Here is a 21,869-nt window from a genome sequence, read left to right as displayed (position 1 = left end):
GTTTTAGAAATTTATTCTGTATTGGAAAAAGTTTAGGTATGCAATCACGCTTAGGCAAATGTTGGTTTAGGTTATTAATTTTGGTAATCTGTGTGCTGGTTACAGGTTGTAGTAAGAATGATATGCCTTTTCCAAGGTGCATATCTGCTGATTATTTTGGTCCTGAACCGGTTGCAGTTGGTGCTCATTTTTCAAAAGATCACGATGCTTTTATTCCGGAAGATCAGGAAATTATAGATCCTGATACTGGCGAAATTAATTATGGTTTTCACTCTAATCAAGTGGTGAAGTGGAAAGATACTGGATTTGAAACCAATGGAGATAGTTTAGTAGTACGAGTAAATGGTGCATGGACATCTTGGAGTAATAATAATAAGAAAGAATCTAAAGGTAGTTATAATTTGCAAAGCTTGGAACAGCTAAAATATGTGACTAAGTTTGAAGGTAAACAGGGCGATAATAGTTTGCCTGACTTTCACTTAATTTGTAATGATTACAAATCTAGTACACAAAAAATTTCAAGTAATCCTAATGCAAGTTGTACTGTAAATTGCAAGTGTATTAGTGAAGATGATAACAGAGAAAAACGCGGTGCTCCATGTTGGTTTACTAACGGCCATGGTGCTTATCTTTTATTTAAAAGGCCTAGCGATTCTAGTCCTAACGAAAATTTAAAATCCATGCGTAACCCTGAGTCTCCTACTGTACATCTAGGTTACAATTCCGTAGCGGAAGATGGAAGTGGGCTTTTTACTTTAGACAGAGATAACACCACATTACAGGACAGGAATTGTAATACGGTGAGGTTAGAAAAAGGATGGAAAATATATGTAAAGATATTAGATAGATATTATCTAGATAATGCAGGTGGCTACTCTTTTGAATTTTTGAGCGGAGTGCAGAAACCAAGTAACTTTGGATTTTTTGATTACGTTTATAACTATCTAAAATGTGTATTATTGATTAACGAAAATTGTAAAAAGCATTTTGATAGCAATGATCCTGCAGCTGCACAAGCGATGTTTCAAAATATAGCTGAAAAAAGTACGAGCTTTCACAATTTTGTTCTTTCCTTGCTTGTTCTATTTATAGTGATTTCATCGCTTCTTTATCTTTTTGGAATGATAAGAGAAACTAAGCATGATATGCTCATCAGAATGATGAAAATCACTCTAGTAATAGTGCTTATATCTCCTGGAAGTTTTAGATTTTTCTATGATCATTTTCTTGTTTTATTTGTTAAAGGTCTTGAACAATTGATAAGCATAATTACTAATTTTGCTCCCAACATGAACACCGGAGGTAATTCAAACGTTGCTCAAGGAAATGAAGCTAAATTGTTTAGCTTCATGGAGGATATGTTTAATAAGTTTTTTGCTTACTCTGTTTGGAAAAAGTTTGCAGCATTTTTACATTATCAAATGTGGGCAAGTCTCTTTATGATACCGGCAATTTTTATAGGGATTGTCTTATATTTCCTGCTGTGTATGTATGCTTACATAATATTCCTTTCTGGTTTTATGGGTATAGCTTTTCTTGTATCTATAATGCCGCTATTCCTAATCTCTATTTTATTTTCACCACTGAAAAGTCTATTTGAGGGTTGGATAAAATTCTGTATTAGTTTCTGTTTGCAATCAATTATGATATTTACCCTGCTGTCATTACTTGCTGCAATGATAATGAATACCTTTTATAAACAGTTAGGCTTTACTGTGTGCTATAATAAATGGCTTGAAATAAAGTTATGTGCTCCAAAATGGGTATTTGGTGGTTTTTGTATAATTGATAAAGAATACTTTAGCTGGACTCCAGGGCAAATTTTTGTACCTTATACTATCGGGGAGGCTTCTCCGTTGAACGTAGATAAGAATATAGAAGGTATAGAAAAACTAAGCAGAATAGGTGGTACAGTAAAGTTTACTGGTGGCGCTGGATATATCCCTCTTCCACCAAATTACATTAATAAAGGTTTTCGTTATATAGATTACCCTTTCTTTAATCCAGTGCCTGGTACTGAGAAAAATCCAGCAGACCATTATATAGCAGAAAGTGATATAGTAGTTGATGCTAATTGTAGTGAAAAAGATCTAGTGCGTCTAACGAATAGTTTATTACATGCATCAGAAAAGGCTGATATCTTATTGTTGATAGATAATATAAATGGTAAGATAAAAAGGCGTTATTGTCAATCTCAACAGCATGAAGAAGAATGCAGGAATTATGAGAAAATAATAGACGATTACAAAAAGGGTATCATTCAATCAAATTCAAAAAGTGAAATAAAGTCTTTAGTGCAAGGTGTAATTACGCAAAGTGTAAGCTGCCAATCAGAGAATTTTTATGATATAAATCAAAACTATCAAGAAAATAGCGATTACCAAAGGGTACAGGACATACAGAGAGGTTATTTAATCAACGCAGGAGAGATCTTTATGCTGTTCTTGCTTTCGTTTTTGATGTTTTCTTTAAAGGAGTTTGTACAACAGATGGGCTCAAGCATTGCCGGTGGTGGGTTTAGTGTTTACAGTATATCTAGTATGTATCAAGCATCACCTTTAGCTAGTGTTACAGATGGATTAAAGCAGCAGTGGCAGAACTTTGCTGGCGGAAAGTTAGAGTCTTTAGGTGATTGGGCTACTCATGTACCGGACAGATTAGCTGGAGGTACAGCTAATTTGCTAGGTAGAATACCAGGAGTTGGGGGTGTGCTGAAATATGCTATTAATGTACCACGTAAGCTTGTAGGTGCTACTATTGAAGCAACAAAATTTGCAACATCACCTAAAAATGATGTTGATAAGCTTGAGGAAAAAATCTACAGGGCGTTTGGAATTGATAAAGAAGATATTGCACATAGAAGAATTGATAAATATTTAGAATATTATAAAGGATATGTAGGATCACATTTGGGCTATACAATAGAAGATGCTATGAAGTTTGCTTGGGAACATGGTCTCGACTCTATAGGAATTAACCCTGCTAAAGGAGAAAAGGATGGTTATCAGCATAATTTGCTTTATAGAGCAAAAACGCACAGACGTGAGTTCTTGGAAAGGCTTCATGATTACACTATTGGACGTACAAAAGAACCAAAAGAAGAGGGTGAATCATCAAAAGAAAATAAGCCTGACCAATCAAATAGAGTAGCGCGAAAATTAGGCACGGAACCAGAAAATTTAAAAAACACTACAGAAGCTATACGTGCCGGAGAAGATAGAGAGCGTCAAGATAATGAAAGGAATGAGAACATAGAGAATGATGAAGAATCGTAATTTCAAAGGGCTAAGTTATTATGGTCTTCAGCAAGACGAAGATGGTAATATCAAGTTAAACGATTACAATGATGTTTTAAATGCGCGCAGAGCGAGGGTAGATTTGTTACTAGATAGCACTAAGCAAGGTGATGTTAATCTTTCAAAGCTAAATAAAGCTCTGAATGAGAGACTTATAGATGATAAAGGGCTATCGTCAGAATTTGACAAAGAAGACAAAGAAATTGCACAAAAGGAGCTTAAGATGTTCTCTATTTTAGATAATCTTGATAATCTTGTAAACATTAAAAGTGAAGATCTATTAGAGGTTAGTTTGTTACTATCAGATCTTAGTTTTATAGAGAGAAATATTGTGTTAAATGCCAATCAGAGTTTTGATCTAGTAGGGTTAAAAAGTTTATTTATAGAAAAAAAAGCATCTGGTGAGGAATATAGTGATGAAGAATGTAAAAACTTCCTCGATAATATAGAGAAAATCAATACTCTAATTAAGTTAGAGTTAGAAAGTAGAATTGAAGGGATGGGTCATGATGAAAAAAACAACCATGATGATTTACAAGATGAGATTGGTCGTGCAATCAGTATAGAAAATAAATCAAAGAAAAGCGATTGATCTTGCGTTTCTCCACAAGCAACCTTCTTTCTATTAGACTGCTGAAGCTATGTTGACATTAAATGTGTATTATAAATAATTAGTTAACTTCGAACTTGTTTTATATGTTACGTGTTATTGCGGGTAAATATCGTGGAAGAAAAATAACTACAGGCAAGAATTTAGCTGCACGGCCCACTATGAGTAGTGTCCGAGAAGCAATATTTAGTATACTTTCTTCAAGAAAACCTATTTATAACCTAAATGTACTTGATTTATTCTGCGGAAGTGGCTCTTTTTCATTTGAAGCACTTTCTCGAGGTGCTAAACATGCATTCATGGTAGATTCAGATTATTACAATTTGCAACTGCCTAAAAAAACCGCAGAAGATCTTGGAATTACGAACGATATCACGTTAATTTGTTGCAATGCTAACGGATTACCAAGACCTATTTCAAAGTGCGATATAGTTTTTATGGACCCACCTTATAATATCAATCTGGTTAACTCAACTTTAGACGAATTAGCTCACTCAGGCTGGTTAAATGATAATGCGTTAATAATTCTAGAAATGAGGAAAAATGAAGGTTTTGAGTGCAATAAAAACTTCAATATAATTGTGGAGCGTACCTACGGTATTGCAAAAATAATTTTTCTTTCTTCACTCACTTGAATTTCTTTTGTAAACATCTATAGCTAAGCTAAGTAAGATTTTTCCGAGGACTGAAAGAAAAAATCAATAGCCGAATTAATATTGGGCCAAAAGCTTGGCAGCACTTTTCTTATGACATGCTTAATGGCAAACCAGAACTTCTCAATCGGATTTAAATCTTACTTTTATCCAATTACAAAACAGTGAGGTTATTAATAAACGGACTTATAGAAACTATTTTGTGAAACTTCGTTACCACAATATCCAACGCTTTTTCTAGGAATATCTCCGAACTTAGCATATCTACTAAAATTCTTGAATAAACTTGACATATTACCCCTCTAAAATAAAAACATAATTATCTTACTAATATCGCTTGTTTTAGAATAAATGCAATCACTACCTAACTAAATTATCTGTTGCGCAAAAGCACATATTACCATACCATCGAAAATAAAGAGGTCAGCATGAGTTTTACTTTACCTGAGTTGCCGTATGATAAAGCAGCTTTAGAGCCTTATATATCTGTAAAGACATTAGATTTTCATTATGATAAGCACCATAAGGGATATTTAAATAAACTCAACGAACTGGTTGAAAACACAGATTATCAACATATGGAAATTGAGGAATTAGTAACGAAAGTTCATGGAAATAATAATACAGTTCCTATTTTTAACAATGCAGCACAAGTTTGGAATCACACTTTTTATTGGAATTCAATGAAAAAGAATGGTGGTGGTAAGCCTCAAGATGATGGTCTTCTAGCAAAAAAAATTCAAGATGATATTGGTGGCTTTGATAAATTTTGTGAAGAATTTTCAAATTATGGAGTAAGCCAATTTGGTAGTGGATGGGTGTGGTTAGTGCTTGAAAAAGGAAAACTCAAAATCACTAAAACTCCAAATGCGGACTTGCCGCTAATTTATGATCAAGTACCGCTGCTTACTATGGATGTGTGGGAGCATGCATACTATTTGGATTGCCAAAATCGTAGAATTGACTATATAAAAGTTTTTCTTGATCATTTGATCAATTGGGGTTTTGCAGAAGAGAATTTAAAAAAGAGTATATAAAATGAATGTACCACAGGTAACAAAATTAGATAATGGTCTGCGCATAATAACTGAGCGAGTGCATGATGTTGATTCTGTAGCTTTAAATATACGAGTTGGTGTTGGCAGTAGAGCTGAAAGTGCAAGTCAAAATGGAATATCTCATTTCCTAGAACACATGGCTTTCAAAGGAACAAAGACAAGAACTGCTTTTGAAATTGCAAAAGCTTTTGACGACATAGGTGGAGCTTTCAATGCCTGCACCGGTAGAGAAAGTACAAGTTATTACGCAAAGGTTCTTAAAAAAGATATAAAGACTGGCATTGATATATTAATAGATATATTAATGAATTCTATATTTCCAGAGGATGAATTGGAACGCGAAAAGGGCGTTGTAATACAAGAGATTTTTCAAACTAATGATTCACCGAGCGATATCATTTTTGATAAGTATTTTGAAGCAGCTTATAAAGATCAACCATTTGGTAGATCAATCTTGGGCACGCAAGATACTGTCAAATCTTTTACCCGAGCTAATCTAGATAACTACATAAATGAGCATTACTTTGGCGAGAACATTATATTTGCTGTTGCAGGAAATGTTGAACATGAGGAAGTTGTTCAATTAATCAAAGACTTTCTCTCAAAGATTCATTCAAGAGAGCTGAAAAAAAGCGAGAATGCAAGTTATACCGGTGGTGAGTATTTAGAACATCGTAAATTAGATCAAGTACATTTATTAATTGGTCTACCTAGTGTTTCTCGTGATGATAATAGATATCACACATTCAAAGTTCTTGATGCCATACTGGGAAGCGGAATGTCATCACGCCTATTTCAGGAAGTAAGAGAAAAGCAGGGTCTTGCTTACTCCATTTACTCATTCAACTCTAGTTATGCTGATACAGGAATGCTCTCCATTTTTGCCGGTACAGATAGTAGTAATCTAGATAAGCTTTTAAAATCCATAACGACAGAGCTAAAGAAATTGTCCACAGACGATCTGAAGGAAGAAGAAGTAAATAGAGTAAAAGAGCGAGTAAAATCCCAAATTTTAATGTCACGCGAAAGTGTTAGCTCGCGTGCTGAAACGTTAGGACATTACTACGGCAACTATAATAAACACATCAGTAAAAACGAATTAATAGAAAAAATTAGTGCTGTTACTATTTACGATATAAAAAAAGCAGCAGAAGAATTGCTATCTCAGCATGAAAAAATTACTTTAGCTGCGATTGGAGAAATTAATTCACTGCCAAGTTACGATAAAGTGGTTTCTATGCTTAGTGTACTTTAGTTATGTTGCTTATGCTCACTAAAAAGTTCAATGAATGGTTGCAAAATCCTTTCTATAAAAAGTTTGCTTTCTGATCCATAGTGTATACCACTAATCATTTTATTGAAAGTTTTTTCGCTGTTTTGTAAAAATAAATAGCTTTCTACTGATTGCACAATAGACAAGGCAGTTAAAATTCCTCCTGTCACTAAACAAGAAGCTATAGCAGGTACAGTACCTACTGCAATTCCAGTTGCGATCAATGATAAACCAGCTAAGAGTGTAAAGGCTGAAACGCAAAACGCTATTTGATGTTTTTCTTTACTTTTAACCATAAATGCCTCACAAAATTATATTTCTAGTATACCCGTATATATGCGGTACTGTCAAGTTTTTAAGGAAGATTAAAAAATGCAACGCACATGTGCAAAATATGAACTAGGTATATAATTCACAATGCAGCGGTATTTCACTAATCCAATTATTTTTTTCCTGATCTAGCCTATCATTCAATATTGCTTGTCTTATTGATTCCATCAACTTATTCATGAAGAAAACATTGTGAATGGTAACGAGTGTGTAAGCCAGCAATTCCTTCGCTTTTAGTAAATGGTGTATATAGGCTCTTGAATGTTTTCTGCAAGTAAAGCACAAACAGTCATTTTCAATTGGGTTATCATCTAGTTCGAATCGTTGATTTCGCAAATTAATATGCTCTTTACGCTTTGAAGAAATAGAATCTCTGTTTTTTACTTTAACAAGTGCGCCACCATGTCTTGCGAGGCGAGTTGGATGCACACAATCAAATGTGTCAACACCAAGCTCTACTCCACGAAAAATGTCCACAATTCCACCGATACCAAGCAAATGAGTAGGCCTCTCTTTTTTTAAACGTTCCATAGTAAAGGAAACTACGTCATACATCTGCTCTTTACTCTGACCAAGCGATCCACCTATTGCTTGACCAAAAAATGGCAAATTGTTGATAAAGTCACAACTTTCTCCACGTAAATCTTGATACACTCCGCCTTGGCTAATTCCATACAGCGCCTGTTTGCCATCATTATTTTTTTCAAACTCATTTAAAGAACGTTCAGCCCATCTGTGGCTCATGAGCATTGATTTTTTTGTGTATTCTTTACTGACATGGAATGGAGTACATTCATCTAAAACTAGGATTAAATCTGCACCTAATTTTTGTTGAATTTGTATAGACTTTTCAGGAGTTAGACAATAAGTTTTACCATTTATGTAAGAACGAAAAATTGCCCCATCTTCGTTAATTTTGATCAGAGTTTTTTGTTTCTGTCTTATTCCCTTTATTTCTTCTGAAACTGACCCGTGTCCTAAACTAAATATCTGGTATCCACCAGAATCAGTGAGCATTGGTCCACTCCATCCCATCATCTTGTGCAATCCACCAAGTTTTGCTACGGTATCTTCTCCTGGTTGGAGCATTAGGTGGTAAGTGTTGGAAAGTATTATCTGAGTACCTGCTTCCCTGATTCTCTCAATATCTGCAGCTTTAATTGCAGCTTTGGTTGCACAAAATATAAATGCTGGTGTTTCTATATTTCCATTTGGAGTTTTAATTGTGCCAACTCTTGCAGAACCTGATTGCTTGGTTATCCTAAACGAAAACTTTTCCATCTATTTGCTTGAAAGCTCTGCTATGATATTTTCTACTTTTTCAGGAGTGAGGTGTTCATAAAAGTCATTATTGATCTGCACCACAGGGGCATTAACGCATGCACCAAGACATTCAACTTCCTTTAAAGTAAATAGATTATCTTTAGTGGTTTCACCGATATTGATCCCAAGCTTCTTTTTAAAGGTACTTAAAACTTCCTCGCTATTACATAACCAGCAAGGAGTTGTTCTACAAACTTGTATCAGATATTTACCTACTGGTTTTAAATTATACATGGTGTAAAAATTTGCCACTTCGTATACACGAATATGTGGAATATGCAGCATATCAGCAACATAACGCATAGCAGATTCAGAAACCCATCCGCATTGCTCTTGAATCAGATACAGTAAAGGCATAACAGCACTACCTTCTCTACCTTTAGGATACATCTCTATAGACTTTTTCGCTTTCTTCAGGTTATCTGATGTAAAACTAAACTCCTCTTCTTTCTCTTTCATCTAATAAGTCTCTTGTAAATCTCAACAAATTATACTTGAAGAGTTAACAATTGCAATTGTTGGTTTTTTGAGCTCTACAATATTATATCTGTAGAGTGGGTGCACCCAATTTGTGAATTCTTTACTGCTAATCATTTTCCATATTTCGCTTTGCAGATTACAAAGGTATTAATTTCTTAACTTTAATTAAAATTTTCATTGACATTAACACGTGGAAACAATCATAATAGCATTTTATTAAGATTTTAAATATAATTATGTCTATATTAAGTAGATTGCTTGGAGTTAATACAACTACACTGAAAGTTAAAGAAGCGATAGGTTTTAATCCAAAAAACGTAGGGTTGATTGAAGGAAATGGAGTTACTTATGGACTCAGCTATCAAGATAACGGCAATGGAAGCAGTAGAGTAAAATTACTTATTAGCCCATCATATCAATCAAAAACATACGAGTGTGATACAGGTGTCAACGTAGCAAATGAATTTAAGAGCCAATTATCTCCCACACTAATAGAAAATTCAGCTGAAGTAGATAAAGTTGGAGTTATCTTTCCTACAGAAGAAATTAACAAAAAAGAAAAGTGCATCAAAGGCTTAACATTCAACACTTACGAAATCAAGCATTCAACTAATGTTCCCTTGGTTGAATACGTAGGAAAAGTAAAATTATACAAGAACATTGATATAAATAATCTTGCAAATGAAGACAATAGTTACTTTTTACCAAAAGCAGTAAAAGTTGGTAATGGTAATGTTGTTGTAATTGCTCATAACTTAAAGGATCAAGCTTTAGTTTCTTGGTATTTAGAATCGAAAGGAGATGGAAAGTTCAGACCTTTACCTGGAGCAAAACACATTATAGAAAGAAAATTATTCAAATTTGACAATCCAGGGCAATTAGTACTAGATGAAAATACGATGCTTTATACACAGATAAAGCCTACTAAAAACCAAGAAGTAAGAACAAATATTTTTAAGTTCGATATGGCCAAAGTGGTTGAGGATCTAAAAAGTGGAAAGAAAGATGAATGTTTGCTTAGTAAGAAAGGATGCCAATTAAATATAGCACCATCTACTATCTATAATCCAGGAAAAATAAACTTTTTACAGTATGTAAGACGAACTGAAGGTGATGATTTAGTTGCTTTTCTTGAAAATGATCAATCTTCTAACATGCAAAAGTTACATTTAGCAAGTCTTGTTAAGAGTCGATCAAAGTCGAATTTTATTATTCATGAATTCAAAGATCCTGTAGATCAATTGTACGTTAAAGACAATGATCAGGGAGGTTTTATCGTCACTGCGGTAAGTGGAGAGAGTATTATAACTTTTAATAGAGAGAGCTCTGGAAAATCTTCTGAAGCAACGATAATACCGACAAGCAGTATCAAAGCTCTCAGTGATTTTGTTAATATCATTAACGGCCAATTGATGCCTAGTATTATTTCCAGCAGTACTGTGGCTCCTATAACTGTTACAGAGACGGTTGTGACTTCTAAGAAAACGACGACTGCTGCAATTACTAGCACAACAGAAACCGACACTGTAAAGACTACCAAATTAACAACAGAAGCATCAACTATCATTGTACCAACTTCCACAATGAGTAAATCTTCAACAGAGTCAACAACTCAGGCAAGTACAGTAACAGTGGAGTCAACAACAGTAGCATCAACTACCACTGCACCTACTTCTACAACGAGTAGGCCTTCAACAGAGTCAACAATTCAAACAAGTACAGTAACAGTGGGGCCAACAACAGTAGCAAAAACAACTACTACTCCACAAGCGACCACAGTTGCTACAACGTCAACTAGTGCACCGATAGTAACTTCAGAAACTGAGACAAGTACTGTAAAATCTACAGCAGCGACTGTTGAGTCAACTTTTACAGCAAGCAGTACTACGATGAGTAAGCCTTTAACAGAATTAACAACTAAGATGAGTACGTCATCAGAACCAACAACAGTAGCTGAAACTATTGCGACCTCACAATCAACTATGATTACTACAATGCCAACTAATGCGCCAATAACAAACTCAGAGAAAACTATACAAACATTGTCCACTATATCAAATACTGGAACAAAGGTAACAACTCCTCTGTTCACTACAACTTTACTTCCTCAAACTACTCCTTCACCACAGCCCACTCAGCTTGCTATAGAGTCTAATAGGGCAGGAATGATAGGAGGGTCTTTGGTTGGGGCGATAATAAGTATTGCTGGAATTATAGGATTCATAGCATACAAATATGTTAAGGGTCGTAATGCTGCTCCTGTGTTAGAACTAACTAATTTCAATGATAGAAGGCGATCATCTTCAAGTGGCAATAGCGATGAAGAAATTTTTATCGCTAATAACAGAATAAGACATATATCTATGCGAACTATGGATCAATCTGAAACAGTGCTAAACAGTATATCGGTGGAGAGTAGTAGTCGGTCAAGAAGTAGCTCATCGTCTTCAAGCGGTGGACCAGGATCTTGACTGACTGAGCTAGAGTCTAAAAGTGAAAAAAGCTTATCTTGGGATAGCGATGATGTACCGGAATATCACCTTTAGCTATTTGTCTGAATGTTTTTAGTATGTAGACTGTTAGGAAATTTTCTTTTGCTTTTGTGATTTTAATGTTAAAGTATAATTTCTAGGTGGAATAAGTAGCTGCTGTTGTGTGATAAACACAGCAGAGGAAAGTCCGAGCTCCAAGAAAAGGTAGTGACGGGTAACGCCCGCCGGAGGTAACTCCAGTTATAGGGCTACAGAAAATTACCGCCTAAAATATTATTAGGCAAGGGTGAAAAGGTGTGGTAAGAGCGCACCATAACAATGGCAACATTGGTAGTCAAGTAACCAACACTAGGAGCAAGATTAAATAGAAGTAGATTTTATGTTTTTCTCATATCTACTCGGGTAAATCGCATGAAGTAAATGGTAACATTTACTCCAGATAAATAGCTACATAAACAGAACTCGGCTTATATTTCACCTAGGCAATACATGAATGTCAGCCGTACTATGTAAATGTATCAAACATTTCACATATCCTGTACGCTCAATTTGACCACCTATATTCCTTTTACTTCTTGGCTTATCTCTTTTTGTATTTCCTTTTGAACTTAACAAAGCTTTTCCTTTAACTCATCACCCTCTATCTCTAAAACCTTATTTTCTTACCTATAACTTTTTATCTTAGCTTACAACTTTTTTATTTTTTGTTGTAAATCTTTGTAAAGTTCTAAAAAACTGACCACGTTACCTCACTTTTACAATTGGTTTTTATCTTACCTATTTTGTTGCTTCAATGAATGGGTGAATAAAGCATTTCATGCGCTGTCCTTCACTTGTTCTGCTTGATAGTCATACCAAAATCCATTACTGACCGAACAAATAAGAAACATTACAAACTCGTTTAATAGTAGTACTGGAAATATTGACAATAAAATTACACAAAACATCTTCAAGTAAACCTATGGTATCGTAGATACTATTGCGTAAAGTATTGTATTTGATATATTGCCACAACCTTTCAACAGGATTCAGTTCCGGTGAATAAGGAGGCAAGTATATGATGGTAATGTTTTCCTGAATTTTCAAACTTTTTGATCTATGCCAACTTGCACAATCCATTACAAGAAAGGCTTCTTTCGTGCCTAAATCTTTCGACATCTGCTCCAGAAATATATTCATACAATCAGTGTTTACATATGGAGCAAGTAGGCTAATTTTCTTACCACTTCTTGGATTTACCGCACTGTAGATATAGAAATTTTGTCTACCAATTTTCATTTTAACCTGTGTTCTGACCCCTTTTTTAAACCATCCGTGTCCGATTTTTGAATGAGTTCCAAATCGTGATTCATCAAAAAAATACCTCCTTTTCAGGGTGGGAATTGACTATTTTATTGAAGTATTTTTTAAACTCTTCTTGCTTGTTTTTATCTTGTTTATGGTGAATTGGCCTCGGTGTTATGTAAGAAAACTTCATCCTTTGTATCTCACGGTGCACTGTTGATTTGCTAATGTTTAGGCCAAATTCCTCTGAGATTTTTATTTGGTCAGGTAAGGAAGCAGTATTACTACTACCCCCTCCCTTAGAAACGCAGCATGCAGGTTTCCCAACACTACGCTTGAGCCCCTTATCTAAGTTCTTCTTTTCTAGAACCGGCTTGTCCTTCATGATTCCTCAGGAAACATCATTCTTAATGGTGACACCAACAGTAGAGAACCTTCTCTTGAGAAAGAGCTTGCTAACATTCTTGTTCGTTTCACTCTCTCATCAAAATACTTTTTCCATTTTAAGTCAAGGGGATTTGCATCCGCTCTGATTTTAACATGTCGTCTGATAGGTATATCAATCAGCTTAAGCAGTCTTAAATACCGTATCTCTTTTGGTTTGTTCTTGCATAGGGGTGCAGCAAAAACCCATTGGCGTTGACCCATTACTTTGAAGTAACGATTCTTTATCCAACGTAATCCTTTACGAGGATGTCTTTTCTTTGCCCATTTCCATAAACTATGCCAAATTTCATTGTCGATCTTTCTAAACGCTTTTTTAGCACACACATGGTGATAGTAATTTCCCCATCCTCTCAGTAGAGAGTTGAGTGACTTAATTACTATAGCCTGAGTGTTCGCTATATTTGCTTTTATCAATGTACGTGCTTTATTAAGAAGTCTTTTAATACTTTCTTTCGAAGGTTTAATAATTAACTTCTTATTATATCTACGTACATTACAACCAAGAAAGTCAAACCCTGTTGTGATAGATGTAATCTTTGTCTTCTCTTCTGACAGAATTAAACCTCGCTCATGAAGAAAAGATGATACTAAAGGCTTAACTTCCTTTTCCAGTACTTCATGTGTGAAACCTGAAATAATAAAGTCGTCTGCGTATCTGATTACATTCACTCCACTTCTGATTTTGTTTCTTTTTCTACTGCCGAGTTTACCAAATCGACTTTCCAATAACTTTTCAAGTCCGTTTAAGGCTAAATTGGCTAGTATTGGAGAAATTATACCACCTTGCGGGGTACCTGCAGTTGTGGGATACAGAGTTTTTGATTCTAGGAAGCCAGCTTTTAACCAACTATGCAGAATTTTTTTCTCCATAGGAATATGCTTCATAAGCCATTCATGATTAATGTTGTCAAAGCATCCTTTGATATCACCTTCAAGTATCCATTGTAGTTGATTACGACTTGCCAGTAACAAATGACAAGCTACTGTAGCATCTGCACAGGATCTTTTAGGTCTAAAGCCATAGGAGTGACGATCACTGATCGTTTCAGCTATCGGTTCCAGAGCAAACAGATATAATGCTTGCATGGCTCTATCTTTTATCGTGGGTATTCCAAGAGGTCTTCTTTTGCCATTAGATTTACTGATATAAATCCGTTTTAGCGGAGAAGGTTTATATCCTCTTTGCTTTAACTGCTTTATTCCTTGAAATTTAGCATTGCAAGTTGACCATAGTTGACGATCTACACCCGCTGTGTTTTTTCCTTGGTTTTCAGTTACTCTCTTAACAGCCAAAGCTTTTCCGCTAAAAGAGCGTGTGAGAAGATGTTGTAAAGTTTTTACCTTACCCCATCTTCCTTCTTGGACAGCCTTAACAATACGTCTTTGTAGCCTCACAATAACTTTCTGGCATTTCTTCCATGGCAACTGCTTCCATGCTTCAAAGCTTTTGGTAGATGCACTTACAGGTTTACTTGTAATCATCTGCTTTCCTACCTTAAGTGGTTAACAAAGTTTCTTGTCACGAGGGACCAAACGGAAGTCTGCTCGTTTTCACGCGAATTAATGTTACAAATTCTATCCATTTCGTTACAAAATGGCATTCGCTTTCTCCATTCTCCTTTACCTGCACTTCCATCAGCATTCCTTGCGGTTTGCTTGCCATGTAGGCGAAAATACAGGCTTACCCTGTTTCTCCAGTCATACAATAGTGGGTTAGGTGGCTTCTCTATACCGGTGGAGTTATTATTTGCGTACATCTAGAAATGAAAAAATGTAACTTATCCACATTACCTTTTGGTCAGAGCTTATCAGCATCTTTAGCTCTTTCATCGTATCGGTACTTATAAAGCTTCACTTACGTTCACCATACCACTAGCCTAGCCCTCCAACCACATGATGCTTGCAGTTTATGCCCCTCTCACGATTGAGCATCTTCTTTTTCAAGAGGAGGTTCATTGTCCGCATCGCTTGGCACCAACCGGTTGCCCGATTCGCACTGATGCGTAGACTCAGACGGCAAAACATCTGGTTTAATAAGTTTTAGAATCCTTTCAGTTTCTTTCTGAATGAATTCCTCTCCTTTTAAACAATATGACCGAAGACTTTCAGGTCGCACCACTTCCTTAATAGTAATATTTGGATTTCTTTCTACCCATATTTCAATTTGCTCACGTTGATTTTTGTTTAATTTGCTTTTTCTTCGCCGCTGAGACGGGGAAAATAATCTTTCTACTCTACCAAATTTTAGATGCTTTATCCATTCAGTCAAAGCAGTCCTTGAAATTTTACATATTCTTGCCACAGCGCTTATACTACTTTCTTTTCCTGCTATCACCGCTTGTAACTTTTTTGAAACATATGCGTTATTTCTGACCTTTTTTAACATTTCTTTCGCCAAATTTACAACTTTTTCGTCTAATAGTTTTGACCTTAATGCCATTTATACCTCTCTATTTTATCTACTTTAGTATCACTTCTTTCCCATTATTGTCTATCTGTTCTTTATATAGTGGGAATTGGTATCACTACTGCTTTCGCTTATATTAGCACTAGAGTATTCTTCATCGTCAACATACTCTTTTAGAACATATCCTCTACCCCAAACGGTTTCTATGTGGCTTATTCCATCATTTGCACTTTCAAGTTTTTTACGTAATTTACACATAAAAACATCAACTATTTTGTTGTCTGAAGGTTCGTCCAAGCCATTGTAAAGATGGTTTAAAAACATTTCTTTTGTCAACACTGCTCCTTTACGCAATGCCAGCAATTCTATCATGGAATACTCTTTGTTAGTAAGGTGAACTGTTTTGCCTTTTACCTCAACAATCCTGTGATCAAAATTGATATTCATATTACCAATCTTTATCACTGATTCGGGATGACCTTTAGTACGTCGGACTATGGCTTTAATTCGAGCTAATAATTCGCTCTTGTGAAATGGCTTGGTTAAGTAATCGTCGGCACCATACCCAAGTCCTTTAGCTTTATGGTTGGCAGCGGAGATACACGAAAGTATTAAAACAGGAACTTCGATTTTTGCACTTCTTAATCTTAACAGTATATCATATCCGTCAATATCACCAGGCAAGTGTATATCTAAAATAACTAGGTCATAGTAATCTCCGTTTGAAGAAACCATATTATTGTTATAATCTTGTGCAGAAGTAACAACGTCGCAAAAATGTCCATCAGAAGTTAAGGCATTAACTACAGTCCTTGCACTTACTTGATCATCTTCAATTAATAATATACGCATATTTTACACCCCATAAATAATTTATAATTTTAGTAATATATATAACCAAGGAAAGTAACAAATCAAATTTTTATTAATGAATAATAGAAATTACACTTATTAATTAATAGTTAATGTGTCGTTCCAAAATTATACAAATAGATCTAAAATATAATAGATATACTATAATAATACTATTTTTAGTAAATATTGAATAGAAGCTATTTTTATTAAAAGAATACTTAGGTTAATAGATATTTAAACTATTTTATACTTTTATGTTATATTTTTAATTTACTTATTCTACAGTTTTAAATTATAAGTAATACTTTCAGGAATATTGAGTGGTAATATCAGTTTTAGGTGCTGGCGCATGGGGTACAGCAATTGCGATTTCATTAAGTAGTAAGAAAAATGTAATTTTGTGGACTCGCAATAAGGCCATATTTGAATCAATTAAAGAGAAAAGAGAAAGTGACAAGCTACCTGATTGTCCAATTTCTGATAATGTATCAGTAAAATTAGCTATTGAAGATGTAGTTAATGCTTCAGTAATAATTCTAGCTGTTCCCACTCAGTCTCTAAGGGAGATATGTCATCAATTGAATGATTGTAACCTAAAAAAAAATGTAGCAATAATTTTGGCTTGTAAGGGAATAGAAAAATCTACATTAAAATTACCTAGTGAAGTAGTCAATGAAGTTTTACCTAATAATCCTCTTGCTGTTTTTTCTGGTCCTAGCTTTGCTATAGAAGTTGCAAGAAAATTACCATATTCGATGGTCCTTGCATGTCAAAATGAAGTATTAGGTTCAAAATTAGTATCAGAGCTACAGCAAGAAAATATTAAATTGTACCTTAGTAGCGATGTTATAGGAATACAGGTTTGTGCAGCGTTAAAGAATGTTTTTGCTATAGCATGTGGGGTTGTTCTAGGTAGGTTTGGGTTTAATGCTCATGCAGCATTAATTACGAAAAGTATGAGTGAAATTAAGGCTTTATACTCAGCAAAAGTTGGTGACGGCAATGTAGATATAAATACACTACTTGGACCAGCATGCTTAGGCGATTTGGTTGTGACATGCACATCATTAAATTCGAGAAATCTATCTTTTGGATCTAAAGTAGCTAATAGTAATGGTTCTAGTGCTCAGCAGATTTTATCAGAAGGTAAGTCGGTAATTGAAGGTTTTAACACTGCTAAGTCTGCATTTGATTTAGCAGAAAAGCTAAAGATAAAAATGCCCATATGTGAAGCGATCTATAGATTGCTATATGAAAATACTTCTATAGAAGATACTATTTCTGTTCTTGTAAATTAGTTTTATATTTCGGTATATTGTGAAATTTTTATATAAATTAATATCAACATGGTGGCTATCTGGCACGGTAAAAAACATGCCAGGTACTATAGGCAGCTTGGCTGCTTACCCAATTGTTCCTATATTACTCAATGACAGAATTTTAGGTACAGCAATTATTTTTTTTTTATTCTTAGTTGGATTATGGTCTACAGGCAATTATATACAACATTACAAAGCTCCGCATGATCCAAAAGAGGTAGTAATTGATGAAGTAGTTGGTCAATTGCTGACAGTACTTCTGGTTTCAATATTATTAGAACAAGAAATGAATAGCTCTGTATTGTTGGTGTGCTTTTTCTCCTTTAGGTTTTTTGATATAATAAAAGTGTGGCCTATAAATTTGATTGATAAAAATACAAAAGGTCCTTTAGGTATTATGCTAGATGATGTTGTAGCTGCAATTTTAGCCTTTGTTTTTATAGGAGCCTTTTATTGTTTATTGTTGGTTTATGCAGAATAAAAAAATTTGTTATTCAAGCTTAATTATTCAGAACCTGAAGGATTATATACTTTATGCAACGAATTTGTCCAAGTGGGAAATACATGACGAATTTGATAATGTTATATTTACAGTAAATGGTACCAGAGAATCGTTATTTAATTTTGTGTTTTGTGAAGATCAATGTACTGAGCTTTCCATATGCAGAACTCTAGATTATCTCAAAGCACGAAATATAGAAGCAACATGGATAATAAGTCCACGTATAAAAATAGGGGGTACTTTAGAAAAATGCGAAATAAAACACGTTAGCACACCAAAAAAAGTTTTACTCAATATAAAAGATTATTTTTTGCCTGATGATGCTGTTCCAAATTTGAAGTTCAATGTTGTAAATAGTAGTGAGCTCTTAGAGCAATTAGATTTACACACTTCTAAAATTTTTTATCACAGAATTAGTATTGTTAGCACATTTTTTCGCCAATTATCGAATTGTGATGATAAGAGCTCAAGGTTAAGATTTTTTCTTGTAATGCTAAATAACGAAATTGTTGGAACATGCGGTCTTTATATTCAAGACAGCATAGCTGGTTTTTATAGCGATGGAGTTTTACCAATTTACAGGGGTCGTGGAATAGGAACTCAAATGGTTCTAGAAAGAATAAAGATAGCTAGGCAATTTGAATGCAAATACATAGTAGCACATTGCATGAAACCTTCTGTAAACCTTTATAAGAGATTAGGCTTTAGGGTATTGGGCAATCTTCACTTATATACCTCTTCAGTACAATCTCTTTGCTGAGAGGTTACAAATTTTTATATTTGTTTTAGAATACTATGTTTTTTTTGTATGAAATAGTTTTACTACTAATTCTAGTATTCTTCTTTTTCTCATATTCTAAATTAAAAATTAGTAATAAAATTAAGGACTTACAACATCAAAATGTTATCATAAATAATTTAATAGATACTGTGAATGATGGATTTTATATTTGGGACGCAAAAAAACGTATAGAAAAATTTTCTCCCAATTTACTAATTTTGCTTAATACTGTTTTTTATTCATTTAATGAGTTTGTAAATTTTTTTGAGCAATCAGAAAGCTTAATTAAAAGTTTTGCTGAGGCAAAGGAAATAAATAAATCTTTTACTCTAGATTTAAAGTCAAAAGACAGTGAGGTTTATTGCACATGTTATGGTAAAAGCATAATAGATTATTCTAATAATGTGATTGGTGTGTTGTTATGGATAAGGAATATCTCCGATTATAAGATAAAAGCTAATGAACTTGAGTTAGAAAATAGTAAGCTTATGCGAGAATTGGAGAACTATAAAAAAATTTTTGACTCTTTACCATTTCCAATACTGAAGCACAATAAGAATAAAAAAGTAAGGTTTTATAACTTATTTTATGATAAATATATAGGCAGCTCTAAAAAATTTACTGTTGCGAGTGGCTCCTATAACGTAAAACCAGGAGAGTGTGTAATAACTTACAAGAACGAACCTAAGGTTTTTAATTTTGTTGAAGTTCCAATGCAAAATTCTAATAGCATAGTAATGTATGGAAAAGATATTAGTGATGAAAAAAAATTACATACTGAGCTAAGCAATTGTTTAGCTGCACAAGAAAGTTTGCTTGATAAGCTATCGATTGCTGTAGCGATATATAGTAAGAATCAAAAGCTAAAATTTTATAATAATGCTTTTATAAAAACTTTTCAGTTTGATCCAAAATTTTTGGAGTCTTATCCAACTTATCACGAGATTATGCTTCACCTATTTGAATCTAAAAAGCTTTTAGGAAAAAAGGATTTTCAAACTATTAATAATCAAAGACATGAGTTATTCAAAATATTACTGGAATCATATGGTGAAACAATACATTTCATGAATGGAAGAACGTTTAGAGTATTAACAATACCCTATGCTTCAGAGGGTCTACTATTTTCTTACGAAGAGTGCCAGAAATAACACTCAAATTCCTTCTCTCTCTACCATAAGCTGTTTTACTTTCGCTATCGCTTTTGCTGGGTTAAGCCCTTTCGGGCAGGTTTTTGTACAATTCATTATTGTATGACAACGATACAACTTAAATGGGTCGTTTAAAGAAGCAAGTCTTTCTTCTTTCTTATTATCACGACTGTCAGCAATCCATCTATAAGCTTGCAGTAATATCGCTGGCCCTAAAAATTTATCACCATTCCACCAATAGCTTGGGCAACCAGTCGAACAGCAAGCACATAGTATACAATCAGACAGACCATCCAATTTTTTTCTATCTTCAGGAGATTGAAAGTATTCTTTATTTTTTAAGGCAGATTTATCTGTTTGTAACCAAGGTTTAATCGATTTGTATTGCTCATAAAATTGGCTTAGATCTGGAACTAGATCCTTTACTATATACATATGAGGTAGTGGATATATTTTTACTTCACCTTTTATATCATGTATAGATTTAGTGCATGCAAGAGTGTTGGTACCATCAATATTCATTGCACAAGATCCGCATATTCCTTCTCTGCAAGAGCGTCTAAAAGTTAAGGTCGAATCTATTTCATCCTTTATTTTTATTAATACATCAAGTACCATAGGGCCACAATTATCCATATCGATAAAAAATGTGTCTATTCTTGGATTTTTATCATCATCAGCAGACCAACGATAAATTTGAAATCTTCTAATATTTTTTGCTCCAGTAGGAGTAGGATAAATCTTGCCCTTTTTATTAACTTTAGAATTTTTTGGTAAAGAAAACTGAACCATATTGCTTGCCTTTTACAGCTAAAACCCCTTTTTTGTAAATAACATATTTTGGTATTATCTACCATACTTTTCCTTTTCAAATTCAAGCAAAGCTAAAATCTTACTCTCTAAACTTTTCATTATAATTTCTTCATCTTCTTTTTGATGATCATAGCCAAGTAAATGCAGCAATCCATGAACTAACATGTGTGCAGTGTGAGTGAGGATAGATATACAGTACTCATGAGACTCTCTTTCTATTGTATCTACTGCAATTGCTATGTCTCCTAGATCACATTCACTAGATAACTGTTCGCATGGAAATGATAGTACATTAGTTGGCTTATCTATTTCTCTAAACTTAAGATTAAGTTGATGTAGCAAGTTATCATCAGCGAGAGCTATTGATATATTTGGTTTATAATGATCTATTTTTAATTCTTTTAGAGAAGCGTTAATAATATTTAATACAAAACTCTGTGGGTCCTTCGTAATACTATGCCACCTCTTATCAAGAATATTTACTTCTAACATGAATAAAGCACCAGAAAGGACATTATCCCATCACTTGACATTGGAACCCAAAAAAGAAGAATTATAGACCATCGTATCATACACACAACTATACGAATATTGTACACTAGAAGTATGTCATCCCAGTGCTCCGACACTGGGATCCAGGAATTCTGATTAGACATTAGGTGAGTGAATATAAAAGCTATATTAAAACACAACATTTTTAATGTGGTTGCATTACAGCTGGATTCCAGTGTCAAGCACTGCTTTGTGTTTGATGAAAAATCGGCTACTTCGAAACAAACACTCATACAGCTGTAT

The 21,869-nt window shown here is 34.2% G+C and carries 17 protein-coding genes, 1 other RNA gene and 2 pseudogenes; 11 read left to right on the top strand and 9 right to left on the bottom strand.

The features are described from left to right. Positions 1 to 38 precede the first annotated feature (38 nt). The 5 genes from ABWU24_RS02805 to ABWU24_RS02785 all read left to right on the top strand — a co-directional run bounded on the left by ABWU24_RS02805 (position 39) and on the right by ABWU24_RS02785 (position 6,872). Positions 39 to 3,275, top strand: a complete 3,237-nt coding sequence (locus tag ABWU24_RS02805; protein ID WP_341815478.1) for a type IV secretion system protein — start codon at positions 39 to 41, stop codon at positions 3,273 to 3,275. Further along, positions 3,259 to 3,888: a hypothetical protein gene (locus ABWU24_RS02800; RefSeq protein ID WP_135353014.1), complete on the top strand. Its 630-nt coding sequence runs from the start codon at positions 3,259 to 3,261 to the stop codon at positions 3,886 to 3,888. Before ABWU24_RS02805 ends, ABWU24_RS02800 begins: the two co-directional genes overlap by 17 nt. A 104-nt stretch (positions 3,889 to 3,992) precedes the next feature. Then, positions 3,993 to 4,541: a 16S rRNA (guanine(966)-N(2))-methyltransferase RsmD gene (rsmD, locus tag ABWU24_RS02795; RefSeq protein ID WP_015587896.1), complete on the top strand. Its 549-nt coding sequence runs from the start codon at positions 3,993 to 3,995 to the stop codon at positions 4,539 to 4,541. A gap of 446 nt (positions 4,542 to 4,987) precedes the next feature. Next, entirely contained in the window at positions 4,988 to 5,596 is a 609-nt protein-coding gene (locus ABWU24_RS02790; protein WP_015587895.1) for a superoxide dismutase, read from the top strand. Position 5,597: 1 nt separating this feature from the next. Continuing rightward, a complete protein-coding gene (locus ABWU24_RS02785) occupies positions 5,598 to 6,872 on the top strand; it encodes a M16 family metallopeptidase (RefSeq protein ID WP_353274397.1) in 1,275 nt (424 codons plus the stop codon). On the opposite strand, the gene ABWU24_RS02780 is transcribed toward ABWU24_RS02785, so the two are convergent. The 3 genes from ABWU24_RS02780 to nuoE form a co-directional block, all read right to left on the bottom strand. Beyond that, positions 6,869 to 7,186 (bottom strand): hypothetical protein, encoded by a 318-nt coding sequence (locus tag ABWU24_RS02780; RefSeq protein ID WP_015587893.1) that lies wholly within the window; start codon positions 7,184 to 7,186, stop codon positions 6,869 to 6,871. The two genes, ABWU24_RS02785 and ABWU24_RS02780, sit on opposite strands and share 4 nt — an antisense overlap. A gap of 103 nt (positions 7,187 to 7,289) precedes the next feature. Continuing rightward, positions 7,290 to 8,501 carry a tRNA guanosine(34) transglycosylase Tgt gene (gene tgt, locus ABWU24_RS02775; protein WP_015587892.1) on the bottom strand — a complete coding sequence of 404 codons (1,212 nt, stop codon included), beginning with the start codon at positions 8,499 to 8,501 and terminating at the stop codon, positions 7,290 to 7,292. Further along, positions 8,502 to 9,002 (bottom strand): NADH-quinone oxidoreductase subunit NuoE, encoded by a 501-nt coding sequence (nuoE, locus tag ABWU24_RS02770; RefSeq protein WP_015587891.1) that lies wholly within the window; start codon positions 9,000 to 9,002, stop codon positions 8,502 to 8,504. A 257-nt stretch (positions 9,003 to 9,259) separates the two neighbouring features. Here nuoE and ABWU24_RS02765 point away from each other — a divergent pair, with 257 nt between their 5' ends. After that, positions 9,260 to 11,494: a hypothetical protein gene (locus ABWU24_RS02765; protein ID WP_353274396.1), complete on the top strand. Its 2,235-nt coding sequence runs from the start codon at positions 9,260 to 9,262 to the stop codon at positions 11,492 to 11,494. A gap of 157 nt (positions 11,495 to 11,651) precedes the next feature. Further along, positions 11,652 to 12,001, top strand: an RNA gene (gene rnpB / locus ABWU24_RS02760) — RNase P RNA component class A. A 378-nt stretch (positions 12,002 to 12,379) separates the two neighbouring features. On the opposite strand, the pseudogene ABWU24_RS02755 reads toward rnpB, so the two are convergent. The 4 genes and pseudogenes from ABWU24_RS02755 to ABWU24_RS02740 form a co-directional block, all read right to left on the bottom strand. After that, positions 12,380 to 13,184, bottom strand: a pseudogene (locus tag ABWU24_RS02755) (IS630 family transposase). Then, positions 13,181 to 14,728, bottom strand: coding sequence for a group II intron reverse transcriptase/maturase (gene ltrA / locus ABWU24_RS02750; RefSeq protein ID WP_264330863.1), 1,548 nt, complete (start codon positions 14,726 to 14,728; stop codon positions 13,181 to 13,183). Before ltrA ends, ABWU24_RS02755 begins: the two are co-directional and overlap by 4 nt. Positions 14,729 to 15,362: 634 nt before the next feature. Next, positions 15,363 to 15,686: pseudogene (locus ABWU24_RS02745) on the bottom strand (IS630 family transposase); the annotation flags it as partial. 51 nt (positions 15,687 to 15,737) lie between these two features. Continuing rightward, positions 15,738 to 16,505, bottom strand: a complete 768-nt coding sequence (locus ABWU24_RS02740) for a response regulator transcription factor (protein ID WP_353274394.1) — start codon at positions 16,503 to 16,505, stop codon at positions 15,738 to 15,740. Between the two features lie 323 nt (positions 16,506 to 16,828). Between ABWU24_RS02740 and ABWU24_RS02735 the strand changes: the two genes are divergently transcribed. Genes ABWU24_RS02735 through ABWU24_RS02720 form a run of 4 tightly spaced genes read left to right on the top strand, consistent with a single transcriptional unit; the run spans position 16,829 to position 20,261 of the window. Beyond that, complete coding sequence (locus ABWU24_RS02735; RefSeq protein WP_015587888.1) at positions 16,829 to 17,806, top strand: NAD(P)H-dependent glycerol-3-phosphate dehydrogenase; 978 nt, start codon at positions 16,829 to 16,831, stop codon at positions 17,804 to 17,806. Between the two features lie 19 nt (positions 17,807 to 17,825). Next, a complete protein-coding gene (locus ABWU24_RS02730; protein WP_015587887.1) occupies positions 17,826 to 18,308 on the top strand; it encodes a phosphatidylglycerophosphatase A in 483 nt (160 codons plus the stop codon). After that, positions 18,298 to 19,089, top strand: a complete 792-nt coding sequence (locus ABWU24_RS02725; protein ID WP_135353017.1) for a GNAT family N-acetyltransferase — start codon at positions 18,298 to 18,300, stop codon at positions 19,087 to 19,089. The genes ABWU24_RS02730 and ABWU24_RS02725 overlap by 11 nt, the downstream gene beginning before the upstream one ends. Positions 19,090 to 19,124: 35 nt before the next feature. Continuing rightward, positions 19,125 to 20,261, top strand: coding sequence for a hypothetical protein (locus ABWU24_RS02720; protein WP_015587885.1), 1,137 nt, complete (start codon positions 19,125 to 19,127; stop codon positions 20,259 to 20,261). Positions 20,262 to 20,264: 3 nt separating this feature from the next. On the opposite strand, the gene ABWU24_RS02715 is transcribed toward ABWU24_RS02720, so the two are convergent. Together ABWU24_RS02715 and ybeY are read right to left on the bottom strand one after the other, a co-directional pair. Beyond that, entirely contained in the window at positions 20,265 to 21,053 is a 789-nt protein-coding gene (locus ABWU24_RS02715; protein WP_015587884.1) for a succinate dehydrogenase iron-sulfur subunit, read from the bottom strand. Between the two features lie 54 nt (positions 21,054 to 21,107). Further along, complete coding sequence (ybeY, locus tag ABWU24_RS02710; RefSeq protein ID WP_015587883.1) at positions 21,108 to 21,566, bottom strand: rRNA maturation RNase YbeY; 459 nt, start codon at positions 21,564 to 21,566, stop codon at positions 21,108 to 21,110. Positions 21,567 to 21,869 lie beyond the last annotated feature (303 nt).

It is taken from the genome of Wolbachia endosymbiont (group B) of Hofmannophila pseudospretella (genome assembly GCF_964028515.1).
GTDB lineage: Bacteria > Pseudomonadota > Alphaproteobacteria > Rickettsiales > Anaplasmataceae > Wolbachia.
Note: the sequence above shows the minus strand (reverse complement) of the source record. Positions and strands in the feature narration are given on the sequence as shown.

Excerpts from the sequence above, each read along its gene's own strand:
- rsmD (WP_015587896.1), top strand. The coding sequence starts at position 3,993 with ATGTTACGTGTTATTGCGGGTAAATATCGTGGAAGAAAAATAACTACA.
- ybeY (WP_015587883.1), bottom strand. The coding sequence starts at position 21,566 with ATGTTAGAAGTAAATATTCTTGATAAGAGGTGGCATAGTATTACGAAG.
- ABWU24_RS02800 (WP_135353014.1), top strand. The coding sequence starts at position 3,259 with ATGATGAAGAATCGTAATTTCAAAGGGCTAAGTTATTATGGTCTTCAG.
- ABWU24_RS02805 (WP_341815478.1), top strand. The coding sequence starts at position 39 with ATGCAATCACGCTTAGGCAAATGTTGGTTTAGGTTATTAATTTTGGTA.
- ABWU24_RS02715 (WP_015587884.1), bottom strand. The coding sequence starts at position 21,053 with ATGGTTCAGTTTTCTTTACCAAAAAATTCTAAAGTTAATAAAAAGGGC.
- ABWU24_RS02785 (WP_353274397.1), top strand. The coding sequence starts at position 5,598 with ATGAATGTACCACAGGTAACAAAATTAGATAATGGTCTGCGCATAATA.
- ABWU24_RS02765 (WP_353274396.1), top strand. The coding sequence starts at position 9,260 with ATGTCTATATTAAGTAGATTGCTTGGAGTTAATACAACTACACTGAAA.
- ABWU24_RS02740 (WP_353274394.1), bottom strand. The coding sequence starts at position 16,505 with ATGCGTATATTATTAATTGAAGATGATCAAGTAAGTGCAAGGACTGTA.
- ABWU24_RS02720 (WP_015587885.1), top strand. The coding sequence starts at position 19,125 with ATGTTTTTTTTGTATGAAATAGTTTTACTACTAATTCTAGTATTCTTC.
- ABWU24_RS02780 (WP_015587893.1), bottom strand. The coding sequence starts at position 7,186 with ATGGTTAAAAGTAAAGAAAAACATCAAATAGCGTTTTGCGTTTCAGCC.
- ABWU24_RS02790 (WP_015587895.1), top strand. The coding sequence starts at position 4,988 with ATGAGTTTTACTTTACCTGAGTTGCCGTATGATAAAGCAGCTTTAGAG.
- tgt (WP_015587892.1), bottom strand. The coding sequence starts at position 8,501 with ATGGAAAAGTTTTCGTTTAGGATAACCAAGCAATCAGGTTCTGCAAGA.
- ltrA (WP_264330863.1), bottom strand. The coding sequence starts at position 14,728 with ATGATTACAAGTAAACCTGTAAGTGCATCTACCAAAAGCTTTGAAGCA.
- ABWU24_RS02725 (WP_135353017.1), top strand. The coding sequence starts at position 18,298 with ATGCAGAATAAAAAAATTTGTTATTCAAGCTTAATTATTCAGAACCTG.
- nuoE (WP_015587891.1), bottom strand. The coding sequence starts at position 9,002 with ATGAAAGAGAAAGAAGAGGAGTTTAGTTTTACATCAGATAACCTGAAG.